Below are 26982 nucleotides of genomic sequence, written 5' to 3'. Positions count from 1 at the left end.
GCGTCAGCCTGTCTTGCGGTGACTGCGGCGAAATTCGCCCGGTGTCTGACCGCTCCAGCGCTTGAAGGCGCGCTGGAAAGCTTCGGCCGAGGCAAAGCCCAGCAGGTAGGCGATTTCACCGAATGCCAGTTCGGTGTCGCGGATGTAGGTCATTGCCAGATCACGGCGGGTGTCATTGAGGATCGCGCGAAACTGCGTGCCTTCCTCGGCCAGCTTTCGCCGTAACGTCCAGGTCGGCAGCTTCAGGCGTGACGCCACTTCTTCCAGGTCCGGTTCCCGGCCGCCATTGAGCAACGGCCCGAGCAATTGCGTGATGCGTTCACGCAGGCTGCGAGTGCGGGTCAATTGCTCCAGTTCCCGTTCACACAAACCGAGCAAATGTTTCCAGGTGCTGGGGCAATGCTCCGGGTTGCGTTGGGCCAGACTGGTGAGGCTCAGGCGCAGTTGATTGTGTTCGGCGCCGAACTGGATCGGGCATTCGCCGAGCACCGCATAAGCGTCGCGATAGTCCGGCGTGTCGAACTCAATCTCGATCCGTTCGGCGCGTAACGGTTCGCGGCTGACGCTGGACAACTGATGCAGCCAGCCGGCGATGATCGAATCCACCACAAAGCGGTTGTAGGCGTTGTACGGGCTGATCGAATAGAAGCGCAGCCACGCACCGCTGGCGTCTTCGTGGAAACTCGACTGGCCGCGATAATTGGAGCCGTACAAGGGTTCGAAGCGAGTCAGGCAGCGGGCGGCTTCGCGCACGGTCGGAGCCTGCGCGGCGGTCACACCGGCCAACCCGGCCTGACTCAAGCGACTGAGCCGGCCCATGCGCAAACCCAGTGCCGGATCGCCGGTCAGCTGGATCGCGCCGTGCCCCAGACGCATGTAGCGCGGGATCGACAGACGCGCCCCGGCTTCGGCCAGTCGTGCAGCATCCAGGCCATACTGTTCAAGCAATGGCAGTGGATCGACGTCATGGTTGCGCACGGCATCCGCCAGGCTGTGGACAAAGCCCACCGACAGATCCCCGAGACGCATCGGCAAGGGCTTCATCGGTTACAGCCAGAGGTTCAGCAGGCGCGCGCCACGGGCTTCGCTGTCGGCGAACTGCTGGCCGTTGCTGCTGAGGAAACTTTGTCCGGAACTCGGTTTGTCCCAGAACTGCCCGCGCAGAAACACACTCATGCCGGCCACCGCCTTGCTGGCTGGCGGTTGCGCGGTCAGGGTCAACTGGTGCCAGGCCTGGCCTTCACTGACAGTCCCCGGTTTCAGGTTGACCGAGTCCGGCACGCTCAAGCCTTTGTAACCCTTCCACGGTTGATCCCACACGCCATGACCGACGACAAACGCAGGCACCGCGATCAACTGCGCGCCTTGCTCGTCGAGTTTGCGGTAGTTGTCCGGATACCAACTGTCGTTGCCGATCAACACGCCCAGGCGTCCGGCCGGGGTGTCAACGACATTGATCCGGGAAGCCTCGCGGCGGCTGGAGTCATCCTGATCGAAGATCGGGCGCATCTGTCGCTGTGGCTGGCCGAGCGGGGCGCCGTCGCGACCGAACACCACCGTGCTGTTGTACAGCGCGCCACTGCCGGCCTTGAGCCGGCCGTCGGTGATATTCGGCTCGGGCAATACGATCGAACCGGCTACCAACGTGATGTGAAATTCCTTGGCCAGGCCGCCGAACAGCGCCTGATAGTCCTTGGCCATGTCCCGGGCTTTCATGCGCAGGTGCGCGTCATCCAGACGGCTGCTGCCCTTGGCGGTGAGCCAGGCACGAGCGAATTGCACCGGGTTGCTCGCCGCCAGCCAGTTCATCGCTTCGGCGAGGGTGGCGGCCTGGTACAGCTCGTCTTTCTCGCCGCTGATCATCAGCCAGGTGCCGACGTGTTCAGGCAGGATGACCACGGTTTTTTCATTCAACAGCCCTTGATCCTGCGCCTGCTGCAAATAGGCCGCGAGCTTGCGGTGCAGGCGTTCGGGGCTTTGGTAGTCGGTGGGGAACAGCTCGGGCTGGATACCCAGCAGGTTGCCACGGTCGGCGGGCGTACCCTGATCGACCGCGAGTTTGATTCGCAGGTCCGACAGGTAGTGGCCCACCGGCCGGTCAGCCGCCCACATGGCATAGAAGGTGAGTGCGGCGATGAGCGCCATGGAAAAGGTCAGGTACAGAAGTTTACGCATGAAATTCAACAACAGCCGGGTACAGGGTGTGCGGACAGGGTAGGGCGCCAGCCCTGGCTTGCCAAGGGGCGCTGCGCATTTGGATCAATAACTTGTCAGTTTCGGTCATTGAGTGGCAGCGAGGCGACTCCTAATCTGTCGAGCATGACTGACGGGGGACGCAGAGCTCCCGCATTTTCCGTGATTGCCTGCTGTGGAGTTAACGATGACCGCCACTCAATACCCGCACCTGTTGGCCCCGCTGGACCTGGGATTCACCACCTTGCGCAACCGCACCCTGATGGGCTCGATGCACACCGGCCTTGAAGAGAAGCCGGGCGGTTTCGAGCGCATGGCGGCGTATTTTGCCGAGCGTGCCCGTGGCGGCGTCGGCCTGATGGTCACCGGCGGTATCGGCCCGAATGATGAGGGCGGCGTGTATTCCGGTGCGGCCAAGCTGACCACCGAGGAAGAAGCGCTCAAGCATCGCATCGTCACCCGTGCCGTGCACGATGCAGGCGGCAAGATCTGCATGCAGATCCTCCACGCCGGCCGTTATGCCTACAGCCCGAAACAGGTTGCACCGAGCGCCATTCAGGCGCCGATCAACCCGTTCAAGCCCAAAGAGCTGGACGAGGATGGCATCGAGAAGCAGATCCGCGATTTCGTCACCTGCTCGGTACTGGCCCAGACCGCCGAGTACGACGGCGTGGAAATCATGGGCTCGGAAGGCTATTTCATTAATCAGTTCCTTGCGGCCCATACCAACCACCGCACCGACCGTTGGGGCGGCAGCTACGAAAACCGCATGCGCCTGCCGGTGGAAATCGTCCGCCGCGTACGTGAAGCGGTGGGCCCGAACTTCATCATCATTTTCCGCCTGTCGATGCTCGATCTGGTCGAGGGCGGCAGTACCTGGGAAGAAATCGTCACCCTGGCCAAGGCCATCGAGCAGGCCGGCGCGACCCTCATCAACACGGGCATCGGCTGGCACGAAGCGCGGATCCCGACCATCGCCACCAAAGTGCCGCGTGCGGCGTTCAGCAAGGTCACGGCCAAGCTGCGCGGTTCGGTGAATATTCCGCTGATCACCACCAACCGCATCAACACCCCGGAAGTCGCCGAGCAGATCCTCGCCGAAGGCGATGCCGACATGGTCTCGATGGCGCGGCCATTCCTCGCTGACCCGGACTTCGTCAACAAGGCCGCCGAAGGCCGCGCCGATGAAATCAACACCTGCATCGGCTGCAACCAGGCCTGCCTTGATCACACCTTCGGCGGCAAGCTCACCAGTTGCCTGGTCAACCCGCGTGCCTGCCACGAGACCGAACTCAATTACTTACCGGTCAAGCAGATCAAGAAAATAGCCGTGGTCGGTGCCGGTCCTGCCGGTCTGTCCGCCGCCACCGTGGCCGCCGAACGCGGGCATCAGGTGACGCTGTTCGATTCGGCCAGCGAGATTGGTGGCCAGTTCAACGTCGCCAAGCGTGTACCGGGCAAGGAAGAGTTCTACGAAACCCTGCGCTACTTCAAACGCAAGTTGCAGACCACCAACGTCGAAGTGTGTCTGAACACCCGCGTTGACGTAGCAAAACTGGTCGAGGGCGGTTACGACGAAGTCATTCTGGCGACCGGCATTGCGCCGCGTCTGCCGGCGATTCCGGGTGTCGAGAACGCCAAGGTGCTGAGCTACCTCGATGTGCTGCTCGAGCGCAAACCGGTCGGCAAGCGCGTGGCAGTGATTGGCGCCGGCGGTATCGGTTTCGACGTCTCGGAATTCCTCGTCCATGAAGGCGTGGCCACCAGTCAGGATCGCGCTGCGTTCTGGAAAGAGTGGGGCATCGACACGAATCTGCAAGCCCGGGGTGGTGTGGCCGGGATCAAGGCTGCGCCGCACGCACCGGCCCGTGAGGTGTTCCTGTTGCAACGCAAGAAAACCAAGGTCGGCGACGGCCTGGGCAAGACCACCGGCTGGATTCACCGCACCGGTCTGAAGAACAAGCAGGTGCAGATGCTCAACAGCGTCGAGTACCTGAAGATCGACGACGAAGGCCTGCACATCCGCATCGGCGAAACCGGCGAACCGCAAGTGCTGCCGGTGGACAACATCGTCATCTGCGCCGGTCAGGATCCGCTGCGCGAACTGCACGACGGTCTGGTTGAGGCCGGGCAGAACGTGCACCTGATCGGCGGCGCTGACGTGGCGGCCGAGCTGGATGCCAAGCGTGCGATCAATCAGGGTTCGCGTCTGGCCGCCGAGCTCTGATCCACCCTAGAATGCCGGCTCTTTGTACAGAGCCGGCCTTCATGTTTCTCCCTCCCACCGACTGGCTGACCCCAGCCCCCCTCGAACCACTTCATCTGGACTGGCTTACCGCCTCCGGTGTTGAAGTCGCGATCCTGCGCCTTGACCGGATCGATCCGCTGATCAGCGGCAACAAGTGGTTCAAACTCGTCGAGCATCTCAAAGCCGCCGACCGTGCGGGTGCCGAAGGCATCATCAGCCTGGGCGGTGCGCACTCCAATCATCTGCATGCACTGGCGGCTGCGGGCAAGCGCCTGGGATTCACAACAGTCGGCCTGTTGCGCGGGCATCCGCAGGACACGCCGACGGTCAGGGATCTGCAGGAATTCGGCATGCAGTTGCACTGGCTCGGGTTTGGCGGTTATCGGGCGCGGCATCGGCCGGGGTTCTGGCAGCCGTGGCTGGCGCAATATCCGACGCTGCATCCGGTGCCCGAAGGGGGCGGTGGTTTGCCGGGTGCGCAGGGTTGCGCGTCATTGAAGGATCAGGTCAGTCGACAACTCGGCAAGCTCGGCTGGGACGACTATGACGGTTGGTGGCTGGCCTGTGGCACGGGCACCACGCTCGCGGGATTGGTGTTGGCGCAGGCCGGTCAGCATGCTGTATACGGCGCCATGGCCGTTCCCGACGATCACGGCGTCGCGGCCAATGTCGAGGCGATTGTGGGCAAGGCTGGAGGCTTTGATCTGATCGACGCCAGCCGTGGCGGCTTCGCCAAGGTCGATCCGGCGTTGCTTGAGTTCATCGCGCAAACCGAACAGGCCAGCGGCGTTCCTCTCGAACCGGTGTACACCGGCAAGGCCTTGCTGGCGCTTGAACAACAGATCGAGGCGGGCCGCTTTGCCCGGGGTTCACGCTTGATCTTCGTCCACACCGGCGGCTTGCAGGGCCGGCGTGGATTCGACGGTTAACCCTGGCTTCGCTTGGGCATCATCCGCAGCAGCGTGTTATCGCGCACCACGTAATGGTGGTAGATCCCCGCCAGTGCGTGCAGACCGATCATCCAGTAGCCAATCGTGCTGATCAGTACGTGCCAGTACTCAACCTGTTTGGCAAAGGCCTTGTCCTCACTCACCAGCAACGGCAGGTCGAACCCATAGAACATCACCTGATGGCCCTCGGCGCTGGTGATCAGCCAGCCAAGGATCGGCATGCTGATCATGAACAGGTACAAGGCCCAGTGCATCAAGCGTGCGAGGATGGTTTGCCACGGTGGCGAGGCCGGGAAGATTTTCGGCGCCGGGCCCAGGCTGCGGGCGAACAGGCGAAACCAGACCAGCACGAACACGGTCAGCCCAAGCATGTAATGCACTTCGCGGATCAGCGTGCGACCGCCGCTGCCCTTGGGAAACAGGCCGCGCAGTTCCATGCTGGCGTACACCAGCACCAACAGCACCAGCATCAGCCAGTGCAACAGGATCGACACGGTGCTGTAACGGGATTCGGAATTTGTCCACGGCATACGGCGCTCCTCACGGTTCAGGGCTCAAGCGTGCCGTTCTGCGACGGCATGCCTTAACTGTAACCGTGTTGAAATCATTCTTCCTGCGCAATCCGTTTTTTATTGACGCATGTCATTGGCCGTGCAGTGCGTTATCAACGTGCCGGCCGGATGGCTGTAACAAGGCTTTGTTTATATTTTGTATTTGCGAAAGTTTGAGAACGCCAAGTGAGGTGGTTATTGTCTGTGGCAGTCGAAAGTTGAAATTCGGCTCGATAAATAAATCAATGGCGTCGATCAAGGATGCTGTAATGGAAAAAGGATTTAATCATGGCTTTCAATATTCTTCTTAATAACAAACATGGATTTATTGTCAAAAAGGCAATGGCCAAACCAACGGTGCCGAAGCCAAAACCGAAGCCTGTGATCACGCAGCCCTCCAAGCCGGGAACCAAGCCGTCCGTTCCGCCCGTCAAGCCACCCGTCAAGCCGCCGGTAAAGCCTCCGGCAGCGCCTGTGAAACCATCCGTGCCCCCGGCCAGGCCACCAGTAAAACCTGCTCCGCCGGTCAAGCCAAACACGCCACCTGTGACGCCGAGCACGCCAGTCAATGTCGCCAGGCCCCCAATGCCGTGGCCTACGCTCAATGTCAACGTAGACCCTGTGGCGCTGATCAACCTGCTGAGTGCGATTGGAAGCCGCCGTAATCCGGATGGATCCACCGTGTTGGCCGATGGCAGTCTGGTGAATGCGCAGCAGACGGCGGTGACGCGTCCGGACGGCATCATTCAGCATACGGACGGCAGGGTCGAATACCCCGACGGACGCATCGTCTGGCCAGACGGTACAGTCGAATATCTCGATGGGCGCATTGTTTGGGCTGATGGAACCGAACAACTGGCAGATGGTTCGGTGAAGTATCCAGACGGGCTGATTTACGATGCGCAGGGTAATCTGGTTTCCGAATGATTCTGTTTTTCTTGGAAGAAGATGATGGATCACTAGTTATCTGTTCAGAATAGGTAGTGCATTAATAAAAAAGCCGCCAGCTAGTTTCAGCTGGCGGCTTTTTCTATGGGGTTTAATTGTTTTGCGGCATTTCCCCTTTGGCCAGGCGCTTGTTGATGTCGGCGATCACTTGCGGCAGATCGCTGATGGTGTCGATCATGTAGTGCGGGCGCGAGCCCTCGAACAGCGCGTGAATGCGCTTGCGCTCGCTGGCCAGCGCGTCGCTGCCCAGTGCGCGGTAGCCTTCGTAATCCAGGCCCAGCGCGTTGCCGGAGCAGATCAGCGCAACGGTCCACATCCCGGCCCGACGCCCTTCGAGAATCCCCGGTACGGTGTCGTCGATCTTCACGCAGGCGGCGACATCGTCGATGCCCAGCGCAATCACGTTGGCCAGGGCCTGGGCCGGCCAAGGGCGGCCGTTCGGCACTTCGTCGGTGGCGACGACGTGGTCGGCGATATAGCCGTTGGTGGCGGCCAGTGCCACGACCTTGTCCATCACCTGCTTCGGATAACCGGAGCAGGAGCCGATCTTGATCCCTTGCTGGCGCAGGTTGGCAATGGTCTCCAGCGCGCCGGGGATCAACGCGGAGTGCTCGGCGATTTTCTCGATCTGCAGCGGCATGAAGCGGTTGTAGATCGCGGTGACATCATCGTCGGTCGGGGTGCGGCCGAACACCTTGCGATAGCGCTCGGCAACTGACGGCTGGTCGCACAGGGTGCGGATGTGATCCCACTTGCCCATGCCCATCGGGCCACGGGCCTCTTCGATGGAGACCTGAACGTCGAATTCGGCGAAGGCTTCGACGAAGATCTGGGTCGGTGCGAAAGAACCGAAGTCGACCACGGTGCCGGCCCAGTCGAGAATGGCGGCTTGCAGTTGGGTTGGGTTGTTGTAGTTCATGTTGGTCAGAATCCTGTGTGGGCAATGCAATTCAAATGAGGGCGCGAGCTGTTCGAATCAGATGTCGAGCACTTCCATCTCGCGCAGTACTTCACCCACCGCCGCGACGGCTTCGCGCATCTGCGCCGGGGTGACGTGGCCGATGCAGCCGACGCGGAAGGTTTCGACCTGGGTCAGCTTGCCGGGGTAGAGGATGTAACCCTTGGCCTTGACCCGTTCGTAGAAGTCCTTGAACTGGTAGCGCGGATCTTTCGGTGCGTGGAAGGTCGCGATGATCGGCGCCTGGATCGCAGCCGGCAGGAAACTGCGCAAGCCGAGTTTGCCCATCTCTTCCATCAGCGCCTGGCAGTTGGCGGCGTAACGCGCATGCCGCGCCGGCAGCCCCCCTTCTTCGTGGTATTGCAGCAGCGCTTCGTGCAGTGCCGCGACCACATGAGTCGGCGGGGTGAAGCGCCATTGGCCGGTCTTTTTCATGTAGCTGTGCTGGTCGAACAGGTCCATCGCCAGCGAATGCGAGTTGCCGGCGGCTGCGGCCAACGATTCCTTGCGGGCAAACACGAAGCCCATGCCCGGCACGCCTTCCAGGCATTTGCCGGAGGCAGCAATCAATGCGTCGAACGGGATTTGCTGTGCATCCACCGGCAGTGCGCCGAAGGCGCTCATCGCGTCGATGATCAGACGTTTGCCGTGTTGCTCGACGACCTGAGCGATTTCCGGCAGCGGATTGAGGATGCCGGTGCTGGTTTCGCAGTGGATCAGCGCAACGTGAGTAATGTCGCCGTCGGCGCGCAGCAGGCGGTCGACGTCGGCGGCGGTGGTTGGTTCGTCTTCAGCGGTTTCAAAGGTACTGAACGAGCGGCCCAGCACTTCGCAGATTTTCGCCAGACGCTTGCCGTAGGCACCGTTGATCAGTACCAGCACCTTGCCGTCGCGAGGGACGAGGGTGCCGATCGCGGCTTCGACGGCGAAGGTGCCGCTGCCCTGCAAAGGCACGCAGTGGTGGGTGGCGGCGCCGTTGAGGATGGCCAGCAGTTGTTCGCACAGGCTGGCGGTCAGTTGGTTGAAGCGGTCATCCCATGAACCCCAGTCGACCATCATCGCCTGGCGGGTGCGGGCCGAGGTGGTCAACGGGCCGGGAGTGAGCAGGATGGGTGCGGCAGTACTCATTCGTGTGTCCTCGCGATTGCGCTGTGGGATGAAGCTACGGGGCCTACGTTGCAATTCGGCGGATCATCAATCAAATTGTTTATTGTTATGCCAGCCATCAGTGAGGGTTATTCATGAACCTGTTCCAGCTTCGCGCCTTCGATGCCGTGGCCCGGGAAGGCAGCTTCACCCGGGCCGCCGCACGCCTGTTCATCAGCCAGCCGGCGGTCACCGGGCACATCAAGGCGCTGGAGGAGCATTACCAGATCACCCTGTTGCGACGCACGGCACGCCGGGTCGAGCTGACGGAGGACGGCACCAAACTGGCAGCGATCACCCGGGCGATGTTCGGCATGGCCGAAGAGGCCCAGGCGCTGCTGGAGGCCAACCGGCAGTTGCTGACCGGACGTCTTGAGGTGGCGGCGGACGGCCCGCACCTGGTCATGCCGATGCTCGCCAGCCTGCGGGCGCGCTATCCGGGAATCACCGTGAATCTGCGGTTGGGCAATGCTCAGGAAACCTTGGCTGCGTTGTTGTCCGAACATGCTGATGTGGCGGTGCTGACCGAGGTCGAGCCGCGCAAAGGGCTGCATCTGCAAGCACTGAGCGAATCGCGCATTTGCGCGCTGGTGCCGGCAGGGCATCCGTGGGCGACACGCAGCGGCGAGGTCAGGCTCGAGGCGCTGGATCAGGTGATCATGGTGTTGCGCGAGCCGAGTTCGATTACCCGGCGCACGTTTGATCAGGCCTGCGCCCAGGCGTCGGTCAGCCCACGGGTGTTGCTGGAACTGGACAGCCGCGAGGCCGTAACGGAGGCGGTGGCGGTTGAGCTGGGGGTTGGGGTGGTGTCATCGGTGGAGGTCAGCCACGATCCGCGCGTTGTCGCGATTCCCATTGCGGGAGAAGGGCTGGTGAACCGGCACATGATCGGCTGCGTGGAGCGACGGCGGGAGTTGCGTTTGATTCAGGCGTTTTTCGGATTGGCCCCCACCTGATACCCACCAGAGCGTGGGAACGATCTATATCAAGCTTTCGCGCACCATCTCGAGAAACGTCGCCACCACTCGCCGCGAACTCTGCTCGCGCAGGCACACCAATGTTTCGGTCAGGCGCCGGGTGCAATCGGTGATCGGCAGCGCGCAGACCCGCGAGTCCGCACCAAACTCCGCCGCCGACACCACCCCCACGCCAATCCCCACCACCACCGCCTCGCGCGCGGCTTCCCGGCCTTCGACCTGAATCGCCGGGCGGATGCGGAAACCGGCGCGGGCCATTTCCTCTTCCAGGGTCTGGCGGGTCACCGAGCCGTGTTCGCGCAGCACCAGCGGCGTGTCGTCCAGATCTTCCAGGCAGATCGATTCACGCTCGGCCCACGGATGATGGCGGGAGACAAACGCCACCATCGGGTCGTTGCGCAGCGGTACGCACAGCAGGCGTTCATCGCTGACATCGCGCCCCAGCAACGCCAGATCGGCCTGATAGTTGAACAGGCGAAACAGCGATTCATCGGTGTTACCGGTCTCGATCTTCACGCTGATCCCCGGATAGCATTCGCAGAACCGAGCGATCTGCGGCAACACATGCACCGGCGCATCCACCGCCAGAATCAGGCTGCCGGTCTGCAAGGCCTGAGACTCTTGCAACAACTCCTGGGCTTCGGCCTCAACCACGAACAGACGCTGGGTGATAGCCAGCAAGCGTTCGCCCAGATCCGTCAGGCGCACCGAGCGTTTGTTGCGATGAAACAGCAACACACCGAAGCGTTCTTCGAGTTTGCGCACCTGGTCGGAAATCGCCGGTTGCGTCAGATAAAGCCGCTCGGCGGCCTTGGTGAAGCTTCCGTGCACGGCCACGGCGTGAAAGGCTTTGAGCTGGGCGTGTGAAACCGACATGGCTGACTCCATTAACAAGCTGAGCTTATGTGTGAAATACGATAAATCGATTTTATTTATTAAACAGTAATTGCTTTGATCGGCTCACGCCAACGCTGACTGTCCGGTCGGGCAGCGACGCTGGCCATGAGCCTGTGCGTGCAACACCAGGACTCATCTGACCGGTATCGCCGAAGGGACGGGGTGATATCGCAGTGCTCAACAATAAAAAACACAGGCGTTTACTTAACGATTCTGCCGGCACACTCACACCCTGAGGTCAGAACCACAATGAACAAGCACATCGGCACCCTTGCGCGTTGGCGCATGCAGATCTTCGCTATTACCTGGCTCGCTTACGCCGCGTTCTATTTCACCCGCAAAGCCTTTTCGGTGGCCAAACTGGGCATCGCCGAAGACCCAAGCTTCACCCTCGACAAAATGGCCATGGCCAACCTCGACGCGATTTACCTGGCGGCCTACGCCATCGGCCAGTTCACCTGGGGCATGCTCGCCGATCGCTTCGGCCCGCGGGTCGTGGTGCTCGGTGGTTTGCTGATTTCCGCCGCTGCAGCGCTGGTGATGGGCAGCTTCGCAACCTTGCCGATCTTCGCCACCTGCATGCTGATTCAGGGGCTGGCGCAGTCCACTGGCTGGTCGGGGTTGTGCAAGAACCTCGGCAGTTTCTTCCCTTCCGAACAGCGCGGGCGCGTGCTCGGTTTGTGGAGTTCCTGTTATGCATTCGGCGGTCTGGTGGCCTCGCCGTTCGCCGGTTGGTGGGCGTACACGCTAATCGGTTCGTGGCACGCGGCGTTCATTTCCAGTGCGGCGGTGGTGGCGGTGGTGGCGGTGTTGTTCTTCATCTTTCAGCGCAATAAACCGGAAGATGTAGGCCTGCCCGCTGTGGAGCCGGAGCCGGTCATCAGCGCCGAGGAAGCCGAAGCCAACAGCAAACTCAGCGTGTGGGAACCGCTCAAGGAAATCCTGCGCAACCGCACGGTGCTGGTGCTGGGTCTGGCGTATTTCCTGTTGAAACCGGCGCGATACGCGATTCTGCTGTGGGGCCCGGTGATTGTGTTCGAGCAGATGCCTTCGGTCGGCAAGGTCGGTGCGGCGATCATTCCCACGGCGTTCGAGCTGGCCGGGCTGTTGGGGCCGATCATGATCGGCCTGGCCTCGGACAGACTGTTCGGTGCCCGCCGCATGCCGGCCTGCGTGCTGAGCCTGCTGGCATTGACCGTGACCCTCGCGCTGTTCATGGGCGCCTTGCAAACCGGCAGCGTGATGCTGGTGGTGGCACTGCTGTTTGTGATGGGCCTGACCCTGTACGGCCCGGATTCGATGATCAGCGGCGCGGCTGCGATCGATTTCGGCAAGGCCAAGGCCGGCGCCACGGCGGCAGGATTCGTCAACGGCTGCGGCTCGGTCGGTGCGGTGCTCGGTGGTTTGCTGCCGGGCTACTTCGACTCGGTGACGGTGTTCATCGTGTTCGCCGGTTGCGCGCTGTTCTCGGCGCTGGTGCTGATTCCGCACTGGAACAGCCGTCCGGTCGGCGTCATGGAACCGCGTGCCTGCGTGCCCAATCGCGCCCTGAGCATCAAACCCCTGCGTAACTGAAAACCCTTGCCTCGCGGCCTGCTGCGGCGCTCGCGGCAGGCAGTGCCGTGGCTGACTGACTGGAGAATCCCATGAGACCGTTTTGGCTGGAGCAGGCTTTGCAGCTCGACACGTCCCAACCTTGCCCGCCGCTGCAAGGCGACGTGCGCACTGACGTGTGCATCGTTGGCGGCGGTTATACCGGGTTGTGGACGGCGATCATGCTCAAACAGCAGAACCCCGAACTCGATGTGTTGCTGATCGAAGCCGACATCTGCGGTGCCGGCGCCAGTGGGCGCAACGGCGGTTGTGCGCTGTCGTGGTCGGCGAAGTACTTCACCCTCGAGCGGCTGTTCGGCGTTGAAGAAGCGGTGCGGCTGGTCAAGGAGTCCGAGCGCAGCATCCATGCCATCGGCGAATTCTGCGAACAGTACGGCGTGGATGCCGATTACCGGCTCGACGGCACGCTTTACACCGCCACCAACCGCGCGCAATGCGGCGCCACCGATGCGGTGATCGCGGCGCTGGAACGCAATGGCATCAACTCGTTTACCCAACGGCCGGTCGCCGATGTACAGCGCATGGCCGGTTCGGCAAAACACCTGGAGGGTTGGTTCTCGCCGGCCGCCGCCAGTGTGCAGCCGGGCAAACTGGTGCGTGGCTTGCGCCGGGTGGCGTTGCAACTGGGCGTGCGGATTCACGAAAGCACGGCGATGACCGGGCTGGAGGAGGGCCGCCCGGCGCGCCTTCACACGGCGAACGGGCGGGTGGCCGCCGATCGCGTGGTACTGGCGATGAACGCGTGGATGGCCCGCGCCTTTCCGCAGTTCGAGCGCAGCGTGGCGATCGTCTCCAGTGACATGTTGATCACCGAACCGCGTCCGGACCTGTTGCAGGAAATCGGTTTGACCAGCGGCGTGACCGTGCTTGATTCGCGGATTTTCGTGCACTACTACCACAACACCCCGGACGGCCGAATCATGCTCGGCAAGGGCGGCAACACCTTCGCTTTCGGCGGGCGGATGCTGCCGGTGTTCGACCAGCCATCGCCTTATACCGGTTTGCTCAAGCGCAGCCTCGACGACTTCTTCCCGGCGTTCGCCAATGTGAAGGTTGACGCCACCTGGAACGGTCCTTCGGATCGCTCGGTCACCGGCCTGCCGTTCTTCGGCCAGATGAGTGCCAGCGGTAATGTGTTCTACGGTTTCGGTTATTCCGGCAGCGGTGTCGGGCCGTGCCACATGGGCGGGCAGATCCTCGCTTCGCTGGTGCAGGGCCTCGACAACCCGTGGACGCGTTCGCCGCTGGTCAACGGGCCGCTGGGTTACTTTCCGCCGGAGCCGATCCGCTACCTCGGCTCGCTGATAGTGCGCAACGCCATTCGCCGCAAGGAGCGCGCCGAGGATCACGGACGACGGCCCCGGCACCTTGACGTGCGTCTGGCGAAACTCGCGGCGGCGGCGGGCAAGGCCGACAAGGCTTGATCGTCAGCGCGGCGGGGCGGAGCGGTTGAGCAGCCAGTCGAGCAGGAGGTCATCGTCGGGCTCGGTTTCTTTCGGTTGTGCCGGTTGAGGCCGGCAGGCGTCGAGGCAGAGGACCGGCCGGTCGGGATCGCTGTCGAGAAAACTCACCCAGACCTCACTGCCGGCACAGGGCAGATGTTCCCGAGGCAGGCCGGCGCCGGCATGGGGCATGACCACCGGCAGCCACAGCCCTTCGCTTGCGCCGTCAAGTGAGTGTTCCGGCCACAACCGGACGGCAATGCGTCCCTGATCGTCCACTTGCGCCGGTTGCCCCGGCGCACCGAGCAATTGCGCCGGGTGATACCCCGGAATGCCCGGACGCGGTTGTTTCGGCGGCGGGCGAAACGGGGTCGACCACGGCAGCGCCGTGAAATCGTTGTGATAGCGGCGAACCGTCGGCACCGGATCGAGAATCGAAGGTTGCTGGCCCTGATGACGCAAGTCGGTAATCAGCCACTGCTCGTTGAACGCGCTTACCGGGTGATCCATCACTTGCAACAGGCGTCCGCTGAGCAATCGCGGACAATCGCTGCGGCCCTGAATCGAGCGCGATCGACAGCGTTGGCGCTCCAGCAGGCGACGACTGCGCTGGGCCGCGTGACGTTGCGCAGTCGGTAGAAATCCCGCTGGGGCGATGGCACTGCCCAGCGTGTGATTGGCGGCCTCCTGGCCCGCAATCGCTTGCCCTCGCTCATGCACGCCGGCGGGCATCTGAGGTAGCACTGCCTCATGGCGCTGGAAAAGGCTGCTGAGGCCGGTTGCTGGCGCATCGATCTGCGTGTTGAAAGGAATCGCCGTCGGTTGTTGCGGCAGGCTCAGGCTGTCATCGGCGAACACCACCACATGGCCGTCCGGCTGATGTTCGAAGTGATAGTGGATGCCTTCCTCCTCACACAGCCGTTGCAAAAACGCCAGATCGGTTTCTTCGTACTGAATGCAGAACGGGCGCGGCGGGTAGTGGCCGACGGTCATCTCGATCCGGTAACTGTGAGCAGGCAGGTGATGTTCACTGAGCAATTGCTCAAGGATGGCCGGCACGCTCAATTGCGTGAAGACCCGGCGTACGGGATGTTGCTCCAGCGCTTGCAGATGCGGCATCAGCACCAGTTGGTAGGCGATCCGGTGCGTTGCCCGGTGTTCGCAGCTGGCACTTTGAATGATGCCGTGAATCCCGTGGTCGTCGCCCAGATGCAGAAACGCCGCCTGATGCAGCAGTGTGCCGGGTGACCAGGCGGGCGCCAGGCCCATGACCTCGACGTCGAACCGATAAGGCTGATTCAGCGCCTCATGACCGCTGAAGCGCAGAACCGGCAGGCGGATCCCGCCATCGGCCAGGGTCAGCGAAAACGGACTTTCCTTGTCATTGAGCATGGGGGGCGGGCTCTGTCAGGCAATACGGGCGAATGAGGGTACGAAAACGCGGCGCTGAATGGACGTGGCAAACCGGTTTTTCAGAATCGCCCTACAAGGCGCGTAGAAGATGTCGATGCGCATCGGAATTTTTGGTCGATTGCCGACTTTAGGCCGTATAAACTTGGCGCCATGCGTCGGCCAATAGATGTCTCGGCGCCACAGATCAAGAGAGTGAGTAATGGGCGCACAGTGGAAGGTTAAACACAAAGAAGCGGCAGCCAACGCCAAGGGCAAGATCTTCGGCAAACTGGTGAAGGAAATCACCATTGCTGCACGTAACGGTGCCGATACCGCCACCAACGCACACCTGCGTCTGGTGGTCGAACAGGCCAAGAAAGCTTCGATGCCCAAGGAAACCCTGGATCGCGCCATCAAGAAGGGCGCAGGCCTGCTGGGCGAAACCGTTCAATACCATCGCGTGACCTACGAAGGTTTTGCACCGCATCAGGTGCCGCTGATCGTCGAGTGCGTAACCGACAATATCAACCGCACCGTGGCGGAAATCCGCGTGGCATTCCGCAAGGGGCAACTGGGGGCTTCCGGTTCCGTTGCCTGGGACTTCAACCATGTCGGCATGATCGAAGCATCGCCGGACACCCCGGACGCCGACCCGGAAATGGCCGCGATCGAAGCCGGTGCTCAGGATTTCGAGCCGGGCGAAGACGGCGCGACCCTGTTCCTGACCGACCCGACCGACCTTGATGCCGTGCAGAAAGCTCTGCCGGGACAAGGCTTCACCGTGCTGTCGGCCAAGCTGGGCTACCAGCCGAAGAACCCGGTCAGTGGCCTGAGCGACGAGCAGATGGCTGAAGTCGAGGCCTTCCTCGAAGGCCTGGACAACCATGACGACGTGCAGGACATGTTCGTCGGTCTGGCCGGCTGACAAACTAGAACATCGCAGCCTTCGGGCTGCGATTTTTTTCAGCCGTGTTGCAACGCCTGGCTGATCTCGCCGAACCCCGGCCGCGCCAGCACATCCGACTGACAGCAGCGCTGTTCCAGGGCTTCCAGCGCCTGACGCTGTTCATCGCTCAACCCCGAGTCGATGCGCGCCAGCAGTTCCCCCAGCAAAATCCCGAACGCCCGCACTTCGAGGCGTTGCAAGGCGCGGGTTTCAGGCGTGTCCGCCGTGGCATGGAATGACGCCGCACCAAAATCCCCCAGCAGACAATCGCCCTGATCGTTCAACAGAATGTTGTGTCCGTAAAGATCGCCGTGGGTGATGCCGTGACCGTGCAGATGCCCGGCGACCGAGGCGATGCCCCGGGCGATGCGCAGGGCGACCTCGGCACTGAAACGGCAATCTTCGGCATACACATCCCGTGAACAGGACGCCAGGCTCGGCAACCCGGCCAGGTTGCGGTAACTCGGATCGATCAACTGCATCACCAGGCCTTGCTGACCATCGGGATGTTGACCGATGCGGCCTTCGACGCGGATCAGGTTGGGGTGCAGCCCGGCAGTGATGCACGCGTTCATTTCATGCAGCGGCGAGCCGTCGCTGGTCATTTCGCCCTTGTACAACTTGACTGCCACGGGCGTGGCCGGCTGATCCGCAGGCTGCCACTGCGCCCGGTAGATGACCCCGGAAGCGCCTTCGCCCAGCCGTTGTTCCAGCTGCAGCGCCGACCAGTCGATCAGGGGCGCGGCGCCGAGTGCGGCGGCATCGGCTTCGGTTTCCAGCGGATTGCCGGCGTAGGCCAGCCAGGTCAGGCTCGGCAGGGTCAGCAGCCATCGCGGTAACTCGGTCAACTGGTTGGCGGCGATGCGGATCAGCTCCAGCCGATGGCACTGGCTCAGTGACGGCGGCAGGCAGCGCAGGCGATTGCCGGCGAGCATGAGTTTCTGCAGCATCGGTCGTTCGCCCAGCTCCGTGGGCAGGGTTTCGATGGCGTTGTCGGTCAGGATCAGCCAGCGCAAATGCGGCGGCAGCGCCGCGCCCGGCACCTGAGTGATGCGGTTGGCCTTGAAGCCGATCATCGTCAGCGCCTGGCACTGGCCCAGGCACGCCGGCAATTGCGTGAACTGATTGTCCGAGCAGAACAGCACGCGCAGGCGTGTCAGACGGTGCAGGTCATCCGGCAGGCTGCTCAGGGCATTGCCGCTGAGATTGAGCACTTCCAGCGAGTCGGCCAGGTTGAAAATCTCTGACGGAAATTCAGTCAGGCCTTCCGCCAGATCGAGCCGGGTGATGCCTGACAGTTCGCCGGCGCGCAGTTGTGCAAGGGTGTGCATGAAAAGGATCGCTATCGAGAAGGCGCACGGGCGCCGGAAATGGGCCGCATGATAACGGCAAATCAGCCCGGTTCGTGCACTTCGCGCAATTGCCCGAGCCGGCTGCGGGTGCGGGCCAGATCGATCGCCTGGCCGCCGAGGCTTTCGCGCAGCGGGAGCTGGCCGAGCAGGGTCAGGTGTTTGTCCTGGTCGTAGAGCACGTCGATCAGGTTGATGAAACGCTGCTGGGCGGCGATCGAACATTCGCCCAGCTCCGGCAGATCATCAATGATCCAGTGGTCGAAACGCCGGCACAGTTCCAGATAATCCATCACCGCCGTGGGCTGTTCGCAGAGGTCGTTGAAGGTGAACCCCACGCGCCGGTCTTCGCACAGGCGCGCCTGCAAATGCCGGCTGCCGACCGTCAGAGGCAACGGCGTGGCGTCGAGTGGCGGCAGGTTCAAGGTCTGGCGTTGCGCCGGGGTGGCCGGCCAGACGTAATGGCCCTGGGTAAACAGCTGATGCGCGTGACGGCGCGCCTGGCTGCGGTAGTCGTGGGGGCCGCCGACCTCCATGACCTGCATGCGCGCATTGATCAGGTCGATCACCGGTTTGAACCGCGCGTGGTACAGCGGGTTGGGCAACAAGCCTTCCGGTGGGTAGTTGGAGGTCACCAGCAGCAGGATCCCGCGCTTGAACAGGGCCTTGAACAAGCGGCTGATGAGCATCGCATCGCCGATGTCATGCACATGAAACTCGTCGAAACACAGCACCCGACAGTCCTGCAGCAGTGCGTCGAGGGTGACGGCAAGGGCGTCGTCGCAAGCACGATGCTCGAACATGCCTTGGTGCAGTTGGGCGAAGAATCCATGGAAATGCAGGCGGCGCTTTTGCTGGATTGGCAACGCCTGGAAGAATCCGTCCAGCAGCCAGCTCTTGCCGCGCCCGACCGCCCCGTGCAGATACAGGCTGGGCGGAGTTCGCGCAGGGGTGCCGAACAACAGACCGGCCTGCTGCGCCATGCAGTCGATGACCCGCTGCTGGCTGTGGCTGAGGGTGTAGCCCTGGCCCCGGGCCTTTTGCTGGAAGTAGTCGCGGACCGATTGCGCGCTGGCAGCGCACTGGCCGGCAGCAGAAGTGGAGCGTTTGCCGAAGAGGCGGCGCAGGGCTGACCAGCGATGGGTCAGACGCGGACGTTCGGGCGGTCGGGCGGGCACTGCAGTCACTCCGTCATCATCGGGCCGGCTCACCCCGAGCGCGGCGGCGTAGTGTAACCAGACGGGTAGTTTTGCTTCCACTGCGCTTTATCGTTTTTCCGCACAGTAATCTGCGGCGTGTACAGGTTTTTTCAACATTATGAATCGACCTGTTGCCAACCTTTTGAAACAAGTCCGGCCGGTGACTGGATCCAATCGACTGGCGCAATTGGCGTCCGTTGCTAACCTGAAACACTGTAACGGCACCGACGCCGTCGCGATCAAGGAACAGGCGGTGAATGCAGGGATGGTCTGGGCATTGCTGGGCGGGCTCGCGGCACCGGTCCACGCTGCCGACCTTCAGGTCGAGGTGCGGGTCGAGGTGCAGCGCGGTTGCCAGTTGATCGGCCAGCAACGCGAAGCCGGCATTGAGCAGCCGGGCGTGCTCGATTTCGGCACTACGTCACGGCTCGGCGACCGGGACGGGCCTCTCGGTGCGGCGCTGATCAATCCGCGTCTGCCACGTCTGGAATGCAACCCGGACACCCCGTATCAGCTGCGCGTCGATGGCGGCCTGCACGGTGGCGTTGGCGAGGTGCGCTATATGGCGGGGGAGGCCGGCGGCAAGCCTATTCCTTATCGCCTGTATCAGGACGCCGCGCGGCGGGTGCCGTTGGTGGTGGATGTGCCGGTCAGTGGCCGGGTGCCGGACAGCGGCACGGTGGACTTGCCGTTATACGGGCGGATCGAGCGGATGGCCGAGGTGCCACGGGTCAGCCGGTATTCGGATCTGGTGAAAGTAACGGTCACCTGGTGATCGCGGAGTTTTTCAGCCATTCGGTGGAACCGGGTGGCGCAGGGACGGGCGTTCAATGATGAGCGCAGTGGTCGAGTGATCCTGAGGGAGTAGGGGCTCAATGATGGGCAGACACGGGCGGGTCATCGCCGCAGCCACGCTGCTGATGTTCACCGAGTTCGCATCAGCGGCGGTCAGTGGGCAGATCCTTGCGCGGCTGACGCTGATTGCCGGTTGCGAGGTGACCAACGCGACCAGCCCCGCCAGTCCGGTGGATGGGCTGGGCGCTCTCGATTTCGGCCTGCAGGGCCCGACCTGGAACGCGCCGATCAAGGCCAGCCTCAGCGAAGCAGGTAGCGGCCAGCTCAATGTCGCCTGCAACCCTTCGGTCACCGGGTTCACCGTGACTATCGACGGCGGCACCCATGGCGACGGCACGACTCGCCGGCTGAGCAACGGGCGCCAGACACTTCCCTATCAGCTGTTTCTCGATGCCTCCGGCAGCCAGAGCTACCGCATCGGTCAACAACACAATTTCGCTGTCACCAGCGGCGCACAGATACCCATCCCGGTATTTGGCTCGGTGGTGGCGAACACCCGTGCGGTACCGGCCGGTGTCTACACCGACACCCTGACGGTGACGCTCGACTGGTAACCCCGCAGAGGACGGACATCATGCATACGATTGCATCAAGGATAGGTTTGTCGTTGCTTGGCCTGACGCTCGCTTCGAGCGTCAATGCCGCCACCACGGTCACCGGCCAGATCACCTCCAGCCTGATCCTGATCAGCAGTTGCCAGGTCAACGGTTCCGGCGGTTCTACCGGGCTGAACTTCGGTGCGTTGAACTTCGGCACCGCCAACAGCCTGTTCACCACGGCCACCGGGCAGGTGCTGGGTGGCGGGGGCGGGGCGCTGTCGATCCTGTGCTCGGCCGGCACCACGCCAACGGTCAAGGTCCGGGCCGGTGCCCATGACGGTCTCTCGCCGGGCGGCACGCGCGCGCTGTACGACGGGGTTGCCAACTATGTGCCGTATGACCTGTACACCGACGCCGGACACTCGCAATTGCTGGCCATCGACGGGGTGATCAACCTCGCGGCCAGCACCGGCGTGGCGCAGACCGTGAACATCTACGGTCAGGCGGTGGGCAAGGCCGGGCTGCCGGCGGGTACGTACACCGACACGATTTCCGTTGAACTGACGTTCTAGTGCCATGGGCCGGCATGGCTGTGCGGCGCTGCTTCTGCTGTGTGCGTGCAGCTTGCCGCTGCCGTTGGCGGCGGTGACCAGTCAGAGCTTCCAGGTCAGTGCCACGGTGACGCCGGGCTGTCTGGTGGTGGGGGGCGTATCGAACTATGGCGGGCTGAATTTCGGTTCGCGATCGGCGCTGGCCACCGATACGGTGCAGGTCGCGCTGACCGGCGGCGTCTCGCTGCAATGCACGCCGGGGGTGGCGCTGAACATGACGGTCGATGGCGGTCAATACAACAGCGGCGGGCGACGCATGCAGATCAACGGGGGCAGTGCGAAGGTCGCGTATGCGCTGTTTCGCGACGCGGCGTACAGCCAGAGCCTGGGCATCGGCCAGAGCGTGGCGGTGGCCTACAGCGATGCGAACAACATCAGTCTGCCGATCTACGGGCAGGTGCTATTGCCGGGCAATCTGCCCGGGGGGACATACAGCGATGTGTTGCAGGTGCAGCTGTCGTGGTGATGTGACATGACAAGGAGCAGGTTTATGGGGTTTTTCACGTCACGCCATTCGTCCGTGTGTCGGGCCGTGCTGGTGCTGCTCATGTTCGGGATGCTCAAGGCCCAGGCTGCCAGTTCGGTGCTGATCTGGCCGATCGATCCGGTGCTGGAGGCCGATCAGCAGGCCAGTGCGCTGTGGCTGGAAAATCGCGGTACTGAAACCGCCAACCTGCAGATCCGCGTGTTCGGCTGGAGCCAGAGCGGTTTCGAAGAGCAGTACCGTAATCAGCGCGAGGTGATCGGCAGTCCGCCGGTGGCGAAGATCGAGCCGGGACAGAAGCAACTGGTGCGCCTGACCCGCACCAGGGACGTGCCGCCAGGCCAGGAACTGGCATACCGGATCATCATCGATGAAATCCCCTCGGCCCAGCCGCCCGTCGCCGAAGACGGCAAGACCGCTGCGGCGATCCGCTTCCAGATGCGCTATTCGGTGCCGCTGTTCGCCTATGGCGCGGGCCTGTGGAGCAAGGAGGACAGCGCCCGTCAGCGTGACCCCAAGGGTATCGGCCTGCCGCAATTGAGCTGGCGCACGGTGGTGGTGGAGGGCCGTCCTTATGTGGAAGTGCGCAATCAGGGCGCGGTGCATGCGCGGCTGACCGATGTCGCCATCATGCAGGGTGGCCAAAGCAAACCTTTGGCCGAAGGCCTGCTCGGTTACGTGTTGCCCGGTGCAGTGATGCGCTGGCCGGCACCGGGGCCGGGGGCTGCAGAGCTGGCGGGACGGGTCAATGGCGCGGCCAAGGCGCAGAGCATTCCGCCGGCGCGATAGCCGTAGCGAGTCATGTCGAAGTGATCAGGCTTCGGCGCCAGCGGTATCAGGAGGAAGCAGTCCATTGACGGACGTAACACGCTAATGAGTCCAGGATGGGCTCGACGTATTCAGCGTCCGTTGTGGCTCATGACCGGCGCGTGGTGCCTGATGTTCATTCATCCATCCGGGGCCGGCGAACTGCCGCCGCCTCCCAGCGGCATGGAGGCCGTGAGTGATGCACAGTTGTTTCTGGAACTGGTGGTCAACCAGATGAATACCGGTCGGGTGGTGGCGGTGGAGCAGCGCGGCGGGCGGTTGTTCCTGCCGGCCAGCGTATTGCGCGACACCGGCATGAAGTTGCCGGAAGAGGCCGGTGCCGAAGTCGATCTCGACGGCCTGCCGGGCCTGCACAGCGATTACGACAGTGTCAGCCAGCGCTTGCTGCTCGACGTGCCGCCGGACTGGCTGCCGGAGCAGTTCATCGGCAATCGCGAAGTCTATCCGCGCACCCCGGCGCTGAGCAGTTTCGGCGCCTTGTTCAACTATGACCTGTACCTCAATGACACCGACGATGCCGGCACTTATCTGGCGGCATGGAACGAGGTGCGGCTGTTCGACAGTTGGGGCACGTTGTCGAACACCGGGCAATATCGCCGCACGTTGTCAGGGGATGCTGTCAGCACACTGGACAACGGCTATCTGCGTTACGACACCACTTGGCGCTACTCCGATGACGAGCGGATGCTGACCTACGAGGCCGGGGACGTGGTCAGCGGCGCCTTGCCCTGGAGCAGTTCGGTACGGCTGGGCGGCGTGCAGTTCTCACGGGATTTTGCAGTGCGCCCGGATCTGGTGACCTACCCGCTGCCGCAGTTTGCCGGGGAAGCGGCCGTGCCGTCCTCGGTGGATCTGTTCATCAACGGCTACAAATCGAGCAGCACCGATCTGCAACCGGGGCCGTACACCCTGACCAATATTCCGTTCATCAACGGCGCGGGCGAAGCGGTGGTGGTGACCACCGATGCGTTGGGCCGGCAGGTGTCGACCACGGTGCCGTTCTACGTCACCAGCAGCCTGTTGCAAAAAGGCCTGAGCGATTTTTCGGTGGCCGCCGGCACGCTGCGCCGCGATTACGGCCTGAAGGATTTCAGCTACGGGCCGGGCGTGACCTCGGGCAGTCTGCGCTATGGCGTCAGCGACATCTTGACTCTGGAGAGTCATGCCGAAGCGGCGGATACCCTGACTCTCGGAGGGTTGGGCGGTAACTTGCGACTGGGTAATTTCGGGGTGCTCAACGGTGCGATCAGCCAGAGTCGCTTCGACGGCGACGCTGGTCAGCAACTGAGCCTCGGTTATCAATACAGCGGTCAGCGTTACAGCTTTTCCTACCAGCGTCTGCAACGTCGCGACCGGTATGCCGACCTGACGGTTGTGGACAGTTCCTACACCACGCTCAGTCGGCGCAGTGAGCAGGCGACCCTGAGCCTCAACCTCGAACGCTGGGGCAGTCTCGGCGTCGGTTATTTCGACATCCGCGCGGCGGACGCAACCCGTACGCGGCTGCTCAACCTGAGCTGGAGCAAACCGCTGTGGCGCAACAGCAGTTTCTACCTGTCGGCCAACCGCGAAATCGGTGACAGCCACTGGGCGGTGCAGGCGCAATGGGTGATTCCGTTCGACCTGCGCGGCAGCCTGGCCATCAGCAGCGAACGCAGCAAGACCGGGCAGACGCAGCAACGGGTCAACTACAGCCGCGCCGTGCCGTCCGAGGGCGGGGTGGGCTTCAATCTCGGCTATGCCAAGGGCGACGGCGCCGATTACCGCCAGGCAGACGTGACCTGGCGCCTGCAATCGGTGCAGTTGCAGGCCGGCGTCTACGGGACGTCCGACGCCGAAACCCGTTGGGCCGATGCCAGCGGTTCGCTGGTGTGGATGGATGATCAAGTGTTCGCCGCCAACCGTATCGACGATGCGTTCGTGGTGGTCAGCACCGACGGCTACGCGGACATTCCGGTGCGTTACGAGAACCAGCAGGTCGGCCAGACCGACCGCAATGGCCACTTGCTGGTGCCGTGGAGCAGTGCCTATTACCGCGGCAAGTACGAAATCGATCCGCTGAACCTGCCGGCCAACGTGCGCAGTCCGAATGTCGAGCAACGTGTTGCCGTGCGCCGGGGCAGCGGCTATCTGCTGGAGTTTCCGCTGAGCCGGGTGATTGCCGCGAGCATCGTGCTGGTGGATGCGCAGCAAAAGCAATTACCGCTGGGCAGTGGCGTGTTACACGAGCAGAGCGGCACTCGGACAGTGGTCGGCTGGGACGGGCTGGTCTATCTGGAAAATCTCCAGGCACAAAACTCGCTGCGAGTGACACTTGCGGACGGCAAGCTCTGCCAGGCGCAATTCAGCGTCGATCTGCAGCAGAACGAAGTGCCGCTGATCGGCCCGCTGGTGTGCCAATGATCCGGGCGCGGCGTGTTCTGTGGCTGCTGTTGCTACTGCCGGGGCTGGCGCAGGCGCTGTGTTCGGTGGTCCCCACTACGCCGGCCGGGTTCGGGACGATCAGTTCGATCGCCGTGCGCACCACCTCGCAACCCAGTTCCACCTTGAACGGGGGGCTGAGTTGCACCGGTTCGCTGCTGTCGCTGTTGACCAACAATGACCATTTCTGGGCCACCGTCACTTCGACCCAGGGTGGTTTGCTCGGGCCCTCGGGCGATGTGATCGGTTACACGATCTACGCCAACAACAGCACCAGTTATCCGCTGACGCGCGGCACCGCCTATGACTTCGCCCGCAACGGCATCATCGATGCCTTGGGATTGCTGGCCGGCACCGTGCCGAAAACCGTTCCGCTCTATTTCGGCACCACCGTCGGCAGCAATGTGGCGGCGGGGGTGTACAGCGAGACCCTGAGCATCTTCTGGAGCTGGAATTACTGCTCGGGCATAGGTGTCGGCGGGCTTTGCCTGGGTCGCGACATCAACAGCGGCACCACGACGCTGACGGTCAACCTGACAGTGGCCAACGACTGCACCATTACCGCGCCGAACATCGCTTTCGGCAGCGCGCCGGTGGTCAGTGCGTTCACCCCGGTGACCGGGCAGACCATCAACCTCGCCTGCACCAAGGGCAGTGCCTACACCGTGGGTCTGAACGACGGGCAGAATGCGCTGAGTGTCGGCGGACGGCGGCGGATGATTTCCGGTAGCAACTATCTGGCCTACGACATTTTCAAGAGTGCCGGGACCACCCGTTGGGGCAGTGTCGGCGCGGCCCGCCGGGCCAGCAGCGATGCCGAGGTCAACCCCGGCAACGGTCTGGGCACCGGCAGCCAGATCTTCAATTACAACGCGAAAATCTACACTGACCAGACCACACCGCCCGCCGGAACCTACCTGGACAATGTGGTGCTGGATGTAGGGTTCTGAACCGGCTAGAAGCTCAGAGATTGCTTGAGCATTTTCGCCGCCGGGGTATCGGTCGGGCTGACCATCGCGTAGTTGTAACCCTTGCCGGACCAGTACTCGGCCTGCAGATCCCCGTCCTGGCGGCTGCCCCGGGGCAGAAAGGTATTTTTCGGTCCCGGCGGACGCACGTAGAAACTGACCTTGTGCCCGCTCTGGTCTTCATACATCACCATCGCCGCCGGGCCTTCATCGGTGCTCAGCAGACGGCCGCTGACCGGTGCAAACCCGGCCGCCGTCAGATCCGGCAGGCGATTGGCCTGAGTGAAATAACGATCGAGCCAGCGCTGGATATTGCCGTCGCCCTCGACCTTGTAGTCCGCCGGCAGAAGCCCTTGCTGAGCAATCAAACGGTACGCTTGCAAAGCATCCGTCATCGGTGCCGGAGGATGAAACACGGTCATGTCCCGGGCTTTCCAGCCACCGACACCGCCGAGGCTGACGGCAATCAACAGCACTGCCGCGCTGGCCCACTGGCGACGCGACTGGCGCTTGAGTCGCTGGCGAATCAGCGCCGGATCGAGGTCCGGATTGGCCGGTTGCTGCAAGGCACCGCCGAGGGCGGCGCGCAGGTGCTGGGCGTCCTGTTGCCAGGCGCGAACCTGCGCCGCTTCGTCCGGGTGACTGGCGAGCCAGGTTTCCAGCACATGCCGGTCGGCCTCGCTGAGCTGATGGTCGACGTAGGCGTGCAGGTCACGTTCGTTGGGGGGCAGACTGATCATTTGAGTATCCGCAAGGAAGGGCTGCTGATTTCCCCGTCGCTGAGCTGGCGCAGGGCCTGGCGAGCACGGGACAGGCGCGACATCACGGTGCCGGAGGGGACGCCAAGAATCTCGGCGACCTCCTTATAGGTCAGGCCTTCCACCGACACCATCAGCAGCAGCGCGCGCTGTTCGGTGGGCAGTCGGTCGAAGGCCTTCAAGGTCGATTGGGCAATGACGGTGCGTTCCACCGAAGGCTCGGCGTCATCGCGGCCGGTGAAGAATTCGAGCATCCGCGCATAGCGCCGCGAACGCCGATGCGCATCGAGAAACTGCCGGTACAGGATCGAAAACAGCCAGGCGCGCAGATCGCCATCGGCGCGTTTATCGCCCCACCCCGACAGCGCCCGCTCGAGGCTGGCCTGTACCAGGTCGTCGGCGCTGCTGCTGTTGCGTGTCAACGACAGTGCGAAGCGGCGCAATCTGGGGATCAGATCGCGTAATTGCTCGTCGAGTGTATTCATGACAGGGACATGCTCTGGGCCACAAGCGCGGTAGTGGTAGGAAAGACGCCTCTCGACACAGCTTATTCCATTCCAGAAGCTGAAAGATTTCATTACTAGCGACGTAGGAAAGTTCGCCGCGTTCTGTAGTGCGTGTAATGGATTCAAATCCCCCGGCTCAACCTGTCCGACAAGCGCAGGCAGCCACCGATGTCGCCAGCAGGCAATCGGTGGCCGAAGCGGC

The 26982-nt window shown here is 62.7% G+C and carries 25 protein-coding genes; 14 read left to right on the top strand and 11 right to left on the bottom strand.

Annotated elements, in window-relative coordinates:
- Positions 1 to 3 precede the first annotated feature (3 nt).
- Both ACKJSM_RS11175 and ACKJSM_RS11170 read right to left on the bottom strand, forming a co-directional pair.
- Entirely contained in the window at positions 4 to 1044 is a 1041-nt protein-coding gene (locus ACKJSM_RS11175) for an AraC family transcriptional regulator (RefSeq protein WP_410237453.1), read from the bottom strand.
- A 3-nt stretch (positions 1045 to 1047) separates the two neighbouring features.
- Positions 1048 to 2175, bottom strand: a complete 1128-nt coding sequence (locus ACKJSM_RS11170) for a nitrilase-related carbon-nitrogen hydrolase (RefSeq protein ID WP_410237452.1) — start codon at positions 2173 to 2175, stop codon at positions 1048 to 1050.
- 205 nt (positions 2176 to 2380) lie between these two features.
- Between ACKJSM_RS11170 and ACKJSM_RS11165 the strand changes: the two genes are divergently transcribed.
- Complete coding sequence (locus ACKJSM_RS11165; protein WP_236177460.1) at positions 2381 to 4420, top strand: NADPH-dependent 2,4-dienoyl-CoA reductase; 2040 nt, start codon at positions 2381 to 2383, stop codon at positions 4418 to 4420.
- A 41-nt stretch (positions 4421 to 4461) separates the two neighbouring features.
- Positions 4462 to 5370, top strand: coding sequence for a 1-aminocyclopropane-1-carboxylate deaminase/D-cysteine desulfhydrase (locus ACKJSM_RS11160; RefSeq protein ID WP_410237451.1), 909 nt, complete (start codon positions 4462 to 4464; stop codon positions 5368 to 5370).
- On the opposite strand, the gene ACKJSM_RS11155 is transcribed toward ACKJSM_RS11160, so the two are convergent.
- Entirely contained in the window at positions 5367 to 5921 is a 555-nt protein-coding gene (locus ACKJSM_RS11155) for a cytochrome b (RefSeq protein ID WP_410237450.1), read from the bottom strand. The genes ACKJSM_RS11160 and ACKJSM_RS11155 overlap by 4 nt on opposite strands.
- 309 nt (positions 5922 to 6230) lie before the next feature.
- On the opposite strand from ACKJSM_RS11155, the gene ACKJSM_RS11150 reads away from it, so the two are divergent.
- The gene (locus tag ACKJSM_RS11150; protein WP_410237449.1) at positions 6231 to 6869 is read left to right on the top strand and encodes a hypothetical protein; all 639 of its coding nucleotides are present in this window, start codon (positions 6231 to 6233) and stop codon (positions 6867 to 6869) included.
- Positions 6870 to 6981: 112 nt separating this feature from the next.
- Here ACKJSM_RS11150 and phnX read toward each other — a convergent pair whose 3' ends face one another.
- Positions 6982 to 7809 carry a phosphonoacetaldehyde hydrolase gene (phnX, locus tag ACKJSM_RS11145; protein ID WP_410237448.1) on the bottom strand — a complete coding sequence of 276 codons (828 nt, stop codon included), beginning with the start codon at positions 7807 to 7809 and terminating at the stop codon, positions 6982 to 6984.
- A gap of 57 nt (positions 7810 to 7866) precedes the next feature.
- Positions 7867 to 8976 (bottom strand): 2-aminoethylphosphonate--pyruvate transaminase, encoded by a 1110-nt coding sequence (locus ACKJSM_RS11140; RefSeq protein WP_410237447.1) that lies wholly within the window; start codon positions 8974 to 8976, stop codon positions 7867 to 7869.
- A 113-nt stretch (positions 8977 to 9089) separates the two neighbouring features.
- Here ACKJSM_RS11140 and ACKJSM_RS11135 point away from each other — a divergent pair, with 113 nt between their 5' ends.
- Positions 9090 to 9950, top strand: coding sequence for a LysR substrate-binding domain-containing protein (locus tag ACKJSM_RS11135; RefSeq protein ID WP_410237446.1), 861 nt, complete (start codon positions 9090 to 9092; stop codon positions 9948 to 9950).
- 24 nt (positions 9951 to 9974) lie between these two features.
- Here the strand turns inward: ACKJSM_RS11135 and ACKJSM_RS11130 are convergent, their stop codons facing one another.
- Positions 9975 to 10847, bottom strand: coding sequence for a LysR family transcriptional regulator (locus ACKJSM_RS11130; RefSeq protein WP_410237445.1), 873 nt, complete (start codon positions 10845 to 10847; stop codon positions 9975 to 9977).
- A gap of 270 nt (positions 10848 to 11117) precedes the next feature.
- Between ACKJSM_RS11130 and ACKJSM_RS11125 the strand changes: the two genes are divergently transcribed.
- Positions 11118 to 12443, top strand: coding sequence for an MFS transporter (locus ACKJSM_RS11125; RefSeq protein ID WP_410237444.1), 1326 nt, complete (start codon positions 11118 to 11120; stop codon positions 12441 to 12443).
- A 71-nt stretch (positions 12444 to 12514) separates the two neighbouring features.
- Positions 12515 to 13906, top strand: coding sequence for an FAD-dependent oxidoreductase (locus ACKJSM_RS11120; protein WP_410237443.1), 1392 nt, complete (start codon positions 12515 to 12517; stop codon positions 13904 to 13906).
- Positions 13907 to 13909: 3 nt separating this feature from the next.
- Here the strand turns inward: ACKJSM_RS11120 and ACKJSM_RS11115 are convergent, their stop codons facing one another.
- Complete coding sequence (locus tag ACKJSM_RS11115; protein WP_410237442.1) at positions 13910 to 15316, bottom strand: type VI secretion system Vgr family protein; 1407 nt, start codon at positions 15314 to 15316, stop codon at positions 13910 to 13912.
- A gap of 220 nt (positions 15317 to 15536) precedes the next feature.
- On the opposite strand from ACKJSM_RS11115, the gene ACKJSM_RS11110 reads away from it, so the two are divergent.
- The gene (locus tag ACKJSM_RS11110; protein ID WP_236177481.1) at positions 15537 to 16241 is read left to right on the top strand and encodes a YebC/PmpR family DNA-binding transcriptional regulator; all 705 of its coding nucleotides are present in this window, start codon (positions 15537 to 15539) and stop codon (positions 16239 to 16241) included.
- A 38-nt stretch (positions 16242 to 16279) separates the two neighbouring features.
- Here the strand turns inward: ACKJSM_RS11110 and ACKJSM_RS11105 are convergent, their stop codons facing one another.
- The gene (locus ACKJSM_RS11105) at positions 16280 to 17593 is read right to left on the bottom strand and encodes a leucine-rich repeat-containing protein kinase family protein (protein WP_410237441.1); all 1314 of its coding nucleotides are present in this window, start codon (positions 17591 to 17593) and stop codon (positions 16280 to 16282) included.
- Between the two features lie 62 nt (positions 17594 to 17655).
- The gene (zapE, locus tag ACKJSM_RS11100) at positions 17656 to 18789 is read right to left on the bottom strand and encodes a cell division protein ZapE (RefSeq protein ID WP_410237440.1); all 1134 of its coding nucleotides are present in this window, start codon (positions 18787 to 18789) and stop codon (positions 17656 to 17658) included.
- A gap of 286 nt (positions 18790 to 19075) precedes the next feature.
- Between zapE and ACKJSM_RS11095 the strand changes: the two genes are divergently transcribed.
- The 7 genes from ACKJSM_RS11095 to ACKJSM_RS11065 all read left to right on the top strand — a co-directional run bounded on the left by ACKJSM_RS11095 (position 19076) and on the right by ACKJSM_RS11065 (position 25498).
- The gene (locus ACKJSM_RS11095; RefSeq protein WP_236177781.1) at positions 19076 to 19585 is read left to right on the top strand and encodes a spore coat U domain-containing protein; all 510 of its coding nucleotides are present in this window, start codon (positions 19076 to 19078) and stop codon (positions 19583 to 19585) included.
- Positions 19586 to 19685: 100 nt separating this feature from the next.
- Positions 19686 to 20219 carry a spore coat U domain-containing protein gene (locus ACKJSM_RS11090; protein ID WP_410237439.1) on the top strand — a complete coding sequence of 178 codons (534 nt, stop codon included), beginning with the start codon at positions 19686 to 19688 and terminating at the stop codon, positions 20217 to 20219.
- Positions 20220 to 20239: 20 nt separating this feature from the next.
- Positions 20240 to 20776 carry a spore coat U domain-containing protein gene (locus ACKJSM_RS11085; RefSeq protein ID WP_236177489.1) on the top strand — a complete coding sequence of 179 codons (537 nt, stop codon included), beginning with the start codon at positions 20240 to 20242 and terminating at the stop codon, positions 20774 to 20776.
- A gap of 4 nt (positions 20777 to 20780) precedes the next feature.
- On the top strand, positions 20781 to 21281 hold the full coding sequence (locus tag ACKJSM_RS11080; RefSeq protein ID WP_236177491.1) for a spore coat U domain-containing protein: 501 nt from the start codon (positions 20781 to 20783) through the stop codon (positions 21279 to 21281).
- 24 nt (positions 21282 to 21305) lie between these two features.
- Complete coding sequence (locus ACKJSM_RS11075; protein ID WP_410237438.1) at positions 21306 to 22088, top strand: molecular chaperone; 783 nt, start codon at positions 21306 to 21308, stop codon at positions 22086 to 22088.
- 84 nt (positions 22089 to 22172) lie between these two features.
- Entirely contained in the window at positions 22173 to 24530 is a 2358-nt protein-coding gene (locus ACKJSM_RS11070) for a fimbria/pilus outer membrane usher protein (RefSeq protein ID WP_410237437.1), read from the top strand.
- Positions 24527 to 25498: a spore coat protein U domain-containing protein gene (locus ACKJSM_RS11065; RefSeq protein WP_410237436.1), complete on the top strand. Its 972-nt coding sequence runs from the start codon at positions 24527 to 24529 to the stop codon at positions 25496 to 25498. The genes ACKJSM_RS11070 and ACKJSM_RS11065 overlap by 4 nt, the downstream gene beginning before the upstream one ends.
- A gap of 5 nt (positions 25499 to 25503) precedes the next feature.
- Here the strand turns inward: ACKJSM_RS11065 and ACKJSM_RS11060 are convergent, their stop codons facing one another.
- Together ACKJSM_RS11060 and ACKJSM_RS11055 are read right to left on the bottom strand one after the other, a co-directional pair.
- On the bottom strand, positions 25504 to 26256 hold the full coding sequence (locus ACKJSM_RS11060) for an anti-sigma factor family protein (protein ID WP_410237435.1): 753 nt from the start codon (positions 26254 to 26256) through the stop codon (positions 25504 to 25506).
- Positions 26253 to 26759, bottom strand: a complete 507-nt coding sequence (locus ACKJSM_RS11055; RefSeq protein ID WP_410237434.1) for a sigma-70 family RNA polymerase sigma factor — start codon at positions 26757 to 26759, stop codon at positions 26253 to 26255. The genes ACKJSM_RS11060 and ACKJSM_RS11055 overlap by 4 nt, the downstream gene beginning before the upstream one ends.
- Between the last annotated feature and the right edge of the window lie 223 nt (positions 26760 to 26982).

Source organism: Pseudomonas sp. PHC1 (assembly GCF_046487845.1).
Classification (GTDB): Bacteria; Pseudomonadota; Gammaproteobacteria; order Pseudomonadales; family Pseudomonadaceae; genus Aquipseudomonas; species Aquipseudomonas sputi.
Note: the sequence above shows the minus strand (reverse complement) of the source record. Positions and strands in the feature narration are given on the sequence as shown.

Bases quoted from the DNA above. Each gene is read 5' to 3' on its own strand.
- ACKJSM_RS11120 (WP_410237443.1), top strand. From the start codon at position 12,515: ATGAGACCGTTTTGGCTGGAGCAGGCTTTGCAGCTCGACACGTCCCAA.
- ACKJSM_RS11070 (WP_410237437.1), top strand. From the start codon at position 22,173: ATGAGTCCAGGATGGGCTCGACGTATTCAGCGTCCGTTGTGGCTCATG.
- ACKJSM_RS11105 (WP_410237441.1), bottom strand. From the start codon at position 17,593: ATGCACACCCTTGCACAACTGCGCGCCGGCGAACTGTCAGGCATCACC.
- ACKJSM_RS11150 (WP_410237449.1), top strand. From the start codon at position 6,231: ATGGCTTTCAATATTCTTCTTAATAACAAACATGGATTTATTGTCAAA.
- ACKJSM_RS11065 (WP_410237436.1), top strand. From the start codon at position 24,527: ATGATCCGGGCGCGGCGTGTTCTGTGGCTGCTGTTGCTACTGCCGGGG.
- ACKJSM_RS11085 (WP_236177489.1), top strand. From the start codon at position 20,240: ATGCATACGATTGCATCAAGGATAGGTTTGTCGTTGCTTGGCCTGACG.
- ACKJSM_RS11060 (WP_410237435.1), bottom strand. From the start codon at position 26,256: ATGATCAGTCTGCCCCCCAACGAACGTGACCTGCACGCCTACGTCGAC.
- ACKJSM_RS11155 (WP_410237450.1), bottom strand. From the start codon at position 5,921: ATGCCGTGGACAAATTCCGAATCCCGTTACAGCACCGTGTCGATCCTG.
- ACKJSM_RS11175 (WP_410237453.1), bottom strand. From the start codon at position 1,044: ATGAAGCCCTTGCCGATGCGTCTCGGGGATCTGTCGGTGGGCTTTGTC.
- ACKJSM_RS11080 (WP_236177491.1), top strand. From the start codon at position 20,781: ATGGGCCGGCATGGCTGTGCGGCGCTGCTTCTGCTGTGTGCGTGCAGC.
- ACKJSM_RS11095 (WP_236177781.1), top strand. From the start codon at position 19,076: ATGGTCTGGGCATTGCTGGGCGGGCTCGCGGCACCGGTCCACGCTGCC.
- ACKJSM_RS11090 (WP_410237439.1), top strand. From the start codon at position 19,686: ATGATGGGCAGACACGGGCGGGTCATCGCCGCAGCCACGCTGCTGATG.
- ACKJSM_RS11075 (WP_410237438.1), top strand. From the start codon at position 21,306: ATGGGGTTTTTCACGTCACGCCATTCGTCCGTGTGTCGGGCCGTGCTG.
- ACKJSM_RS11125 (WP_410237444.1), top strand. From the start codon at position 11,118: ATGAACAAGCACATCGGCACCCTTGCGCGTTGGCGCATGCAGATCTTC.
- ACKJSM_RS11170 (WP_410237452.1), bottom strand. From the start codon at position 2,175: ATGCGTAAACTTCTGTACCTGACCTTTTCCATGGCGCTCATCGCCGCA.
- ACKJSM_RS11110 (WP_236177481.1), top strand. From the start codon at position 15,537: ATGGGCGCACAGTGGAAGGTTAAACACAAAGAAGCGGCAGCCAACGCC.
- ACKJSM_RS11130 (WP_410237445.1), bottom strand. From the start codon at position 10,847: ATGTCGGTTTCACACGCCCAGCTCAAAGCCTTTCACGCCGTGGCCGTG.
- ACKJSM_RS11160 (WP_410237451.1), top strand. From the start codon at position 4,462: ATGTTTCTCCCTCCCACCGACTGGCTGACCCCAGCCCCCCTCGAACCA.
- ACKJSM_RS11135 (WP_410237446.1), top strand. From the start codon at position 9,090: ATGAACCTGTTCCAGCTTCGCGCCTTCGATGCCGTGGCCCGGGAAGGC.
- ACKJSM_RS11140 (WP_410237447.1), bottom strand. From the start codon at position 8,976: ATGAGTACTGCCGCACCCATCCTGCTCACTCCCGGCCCGTTGACCACC.
- ACKJSM_RS11115 (WP_410237442.1), bottom strand. From the start codon at position 15,316: ATGCTCAATGACAAGGAAAGTCCGTTTTCGCTGACCCTGGCCGATGGC.
- ACKJSM_RS11165 (WP_236177460.1), top strand. From the start codon at position 2,381: ATGACCGCCACTCAATACCCGCACCTGTTGGCCCCGCTGGACCTGGGA.
- ACKJSM_RS11055 (WP_410237434.1), bottom strand. From the start codon at position 26,759: ATGAATACACTCGACGAGCAATTACGCGATCTGATCCCCAGATTGCGC.
- phnX (WP_410237448.1), bottom strand. From the start codon at position 7,809: ATGAACTACAACAACCCAACCCAACTGCAAGCCGCCATTCTCGACTGG.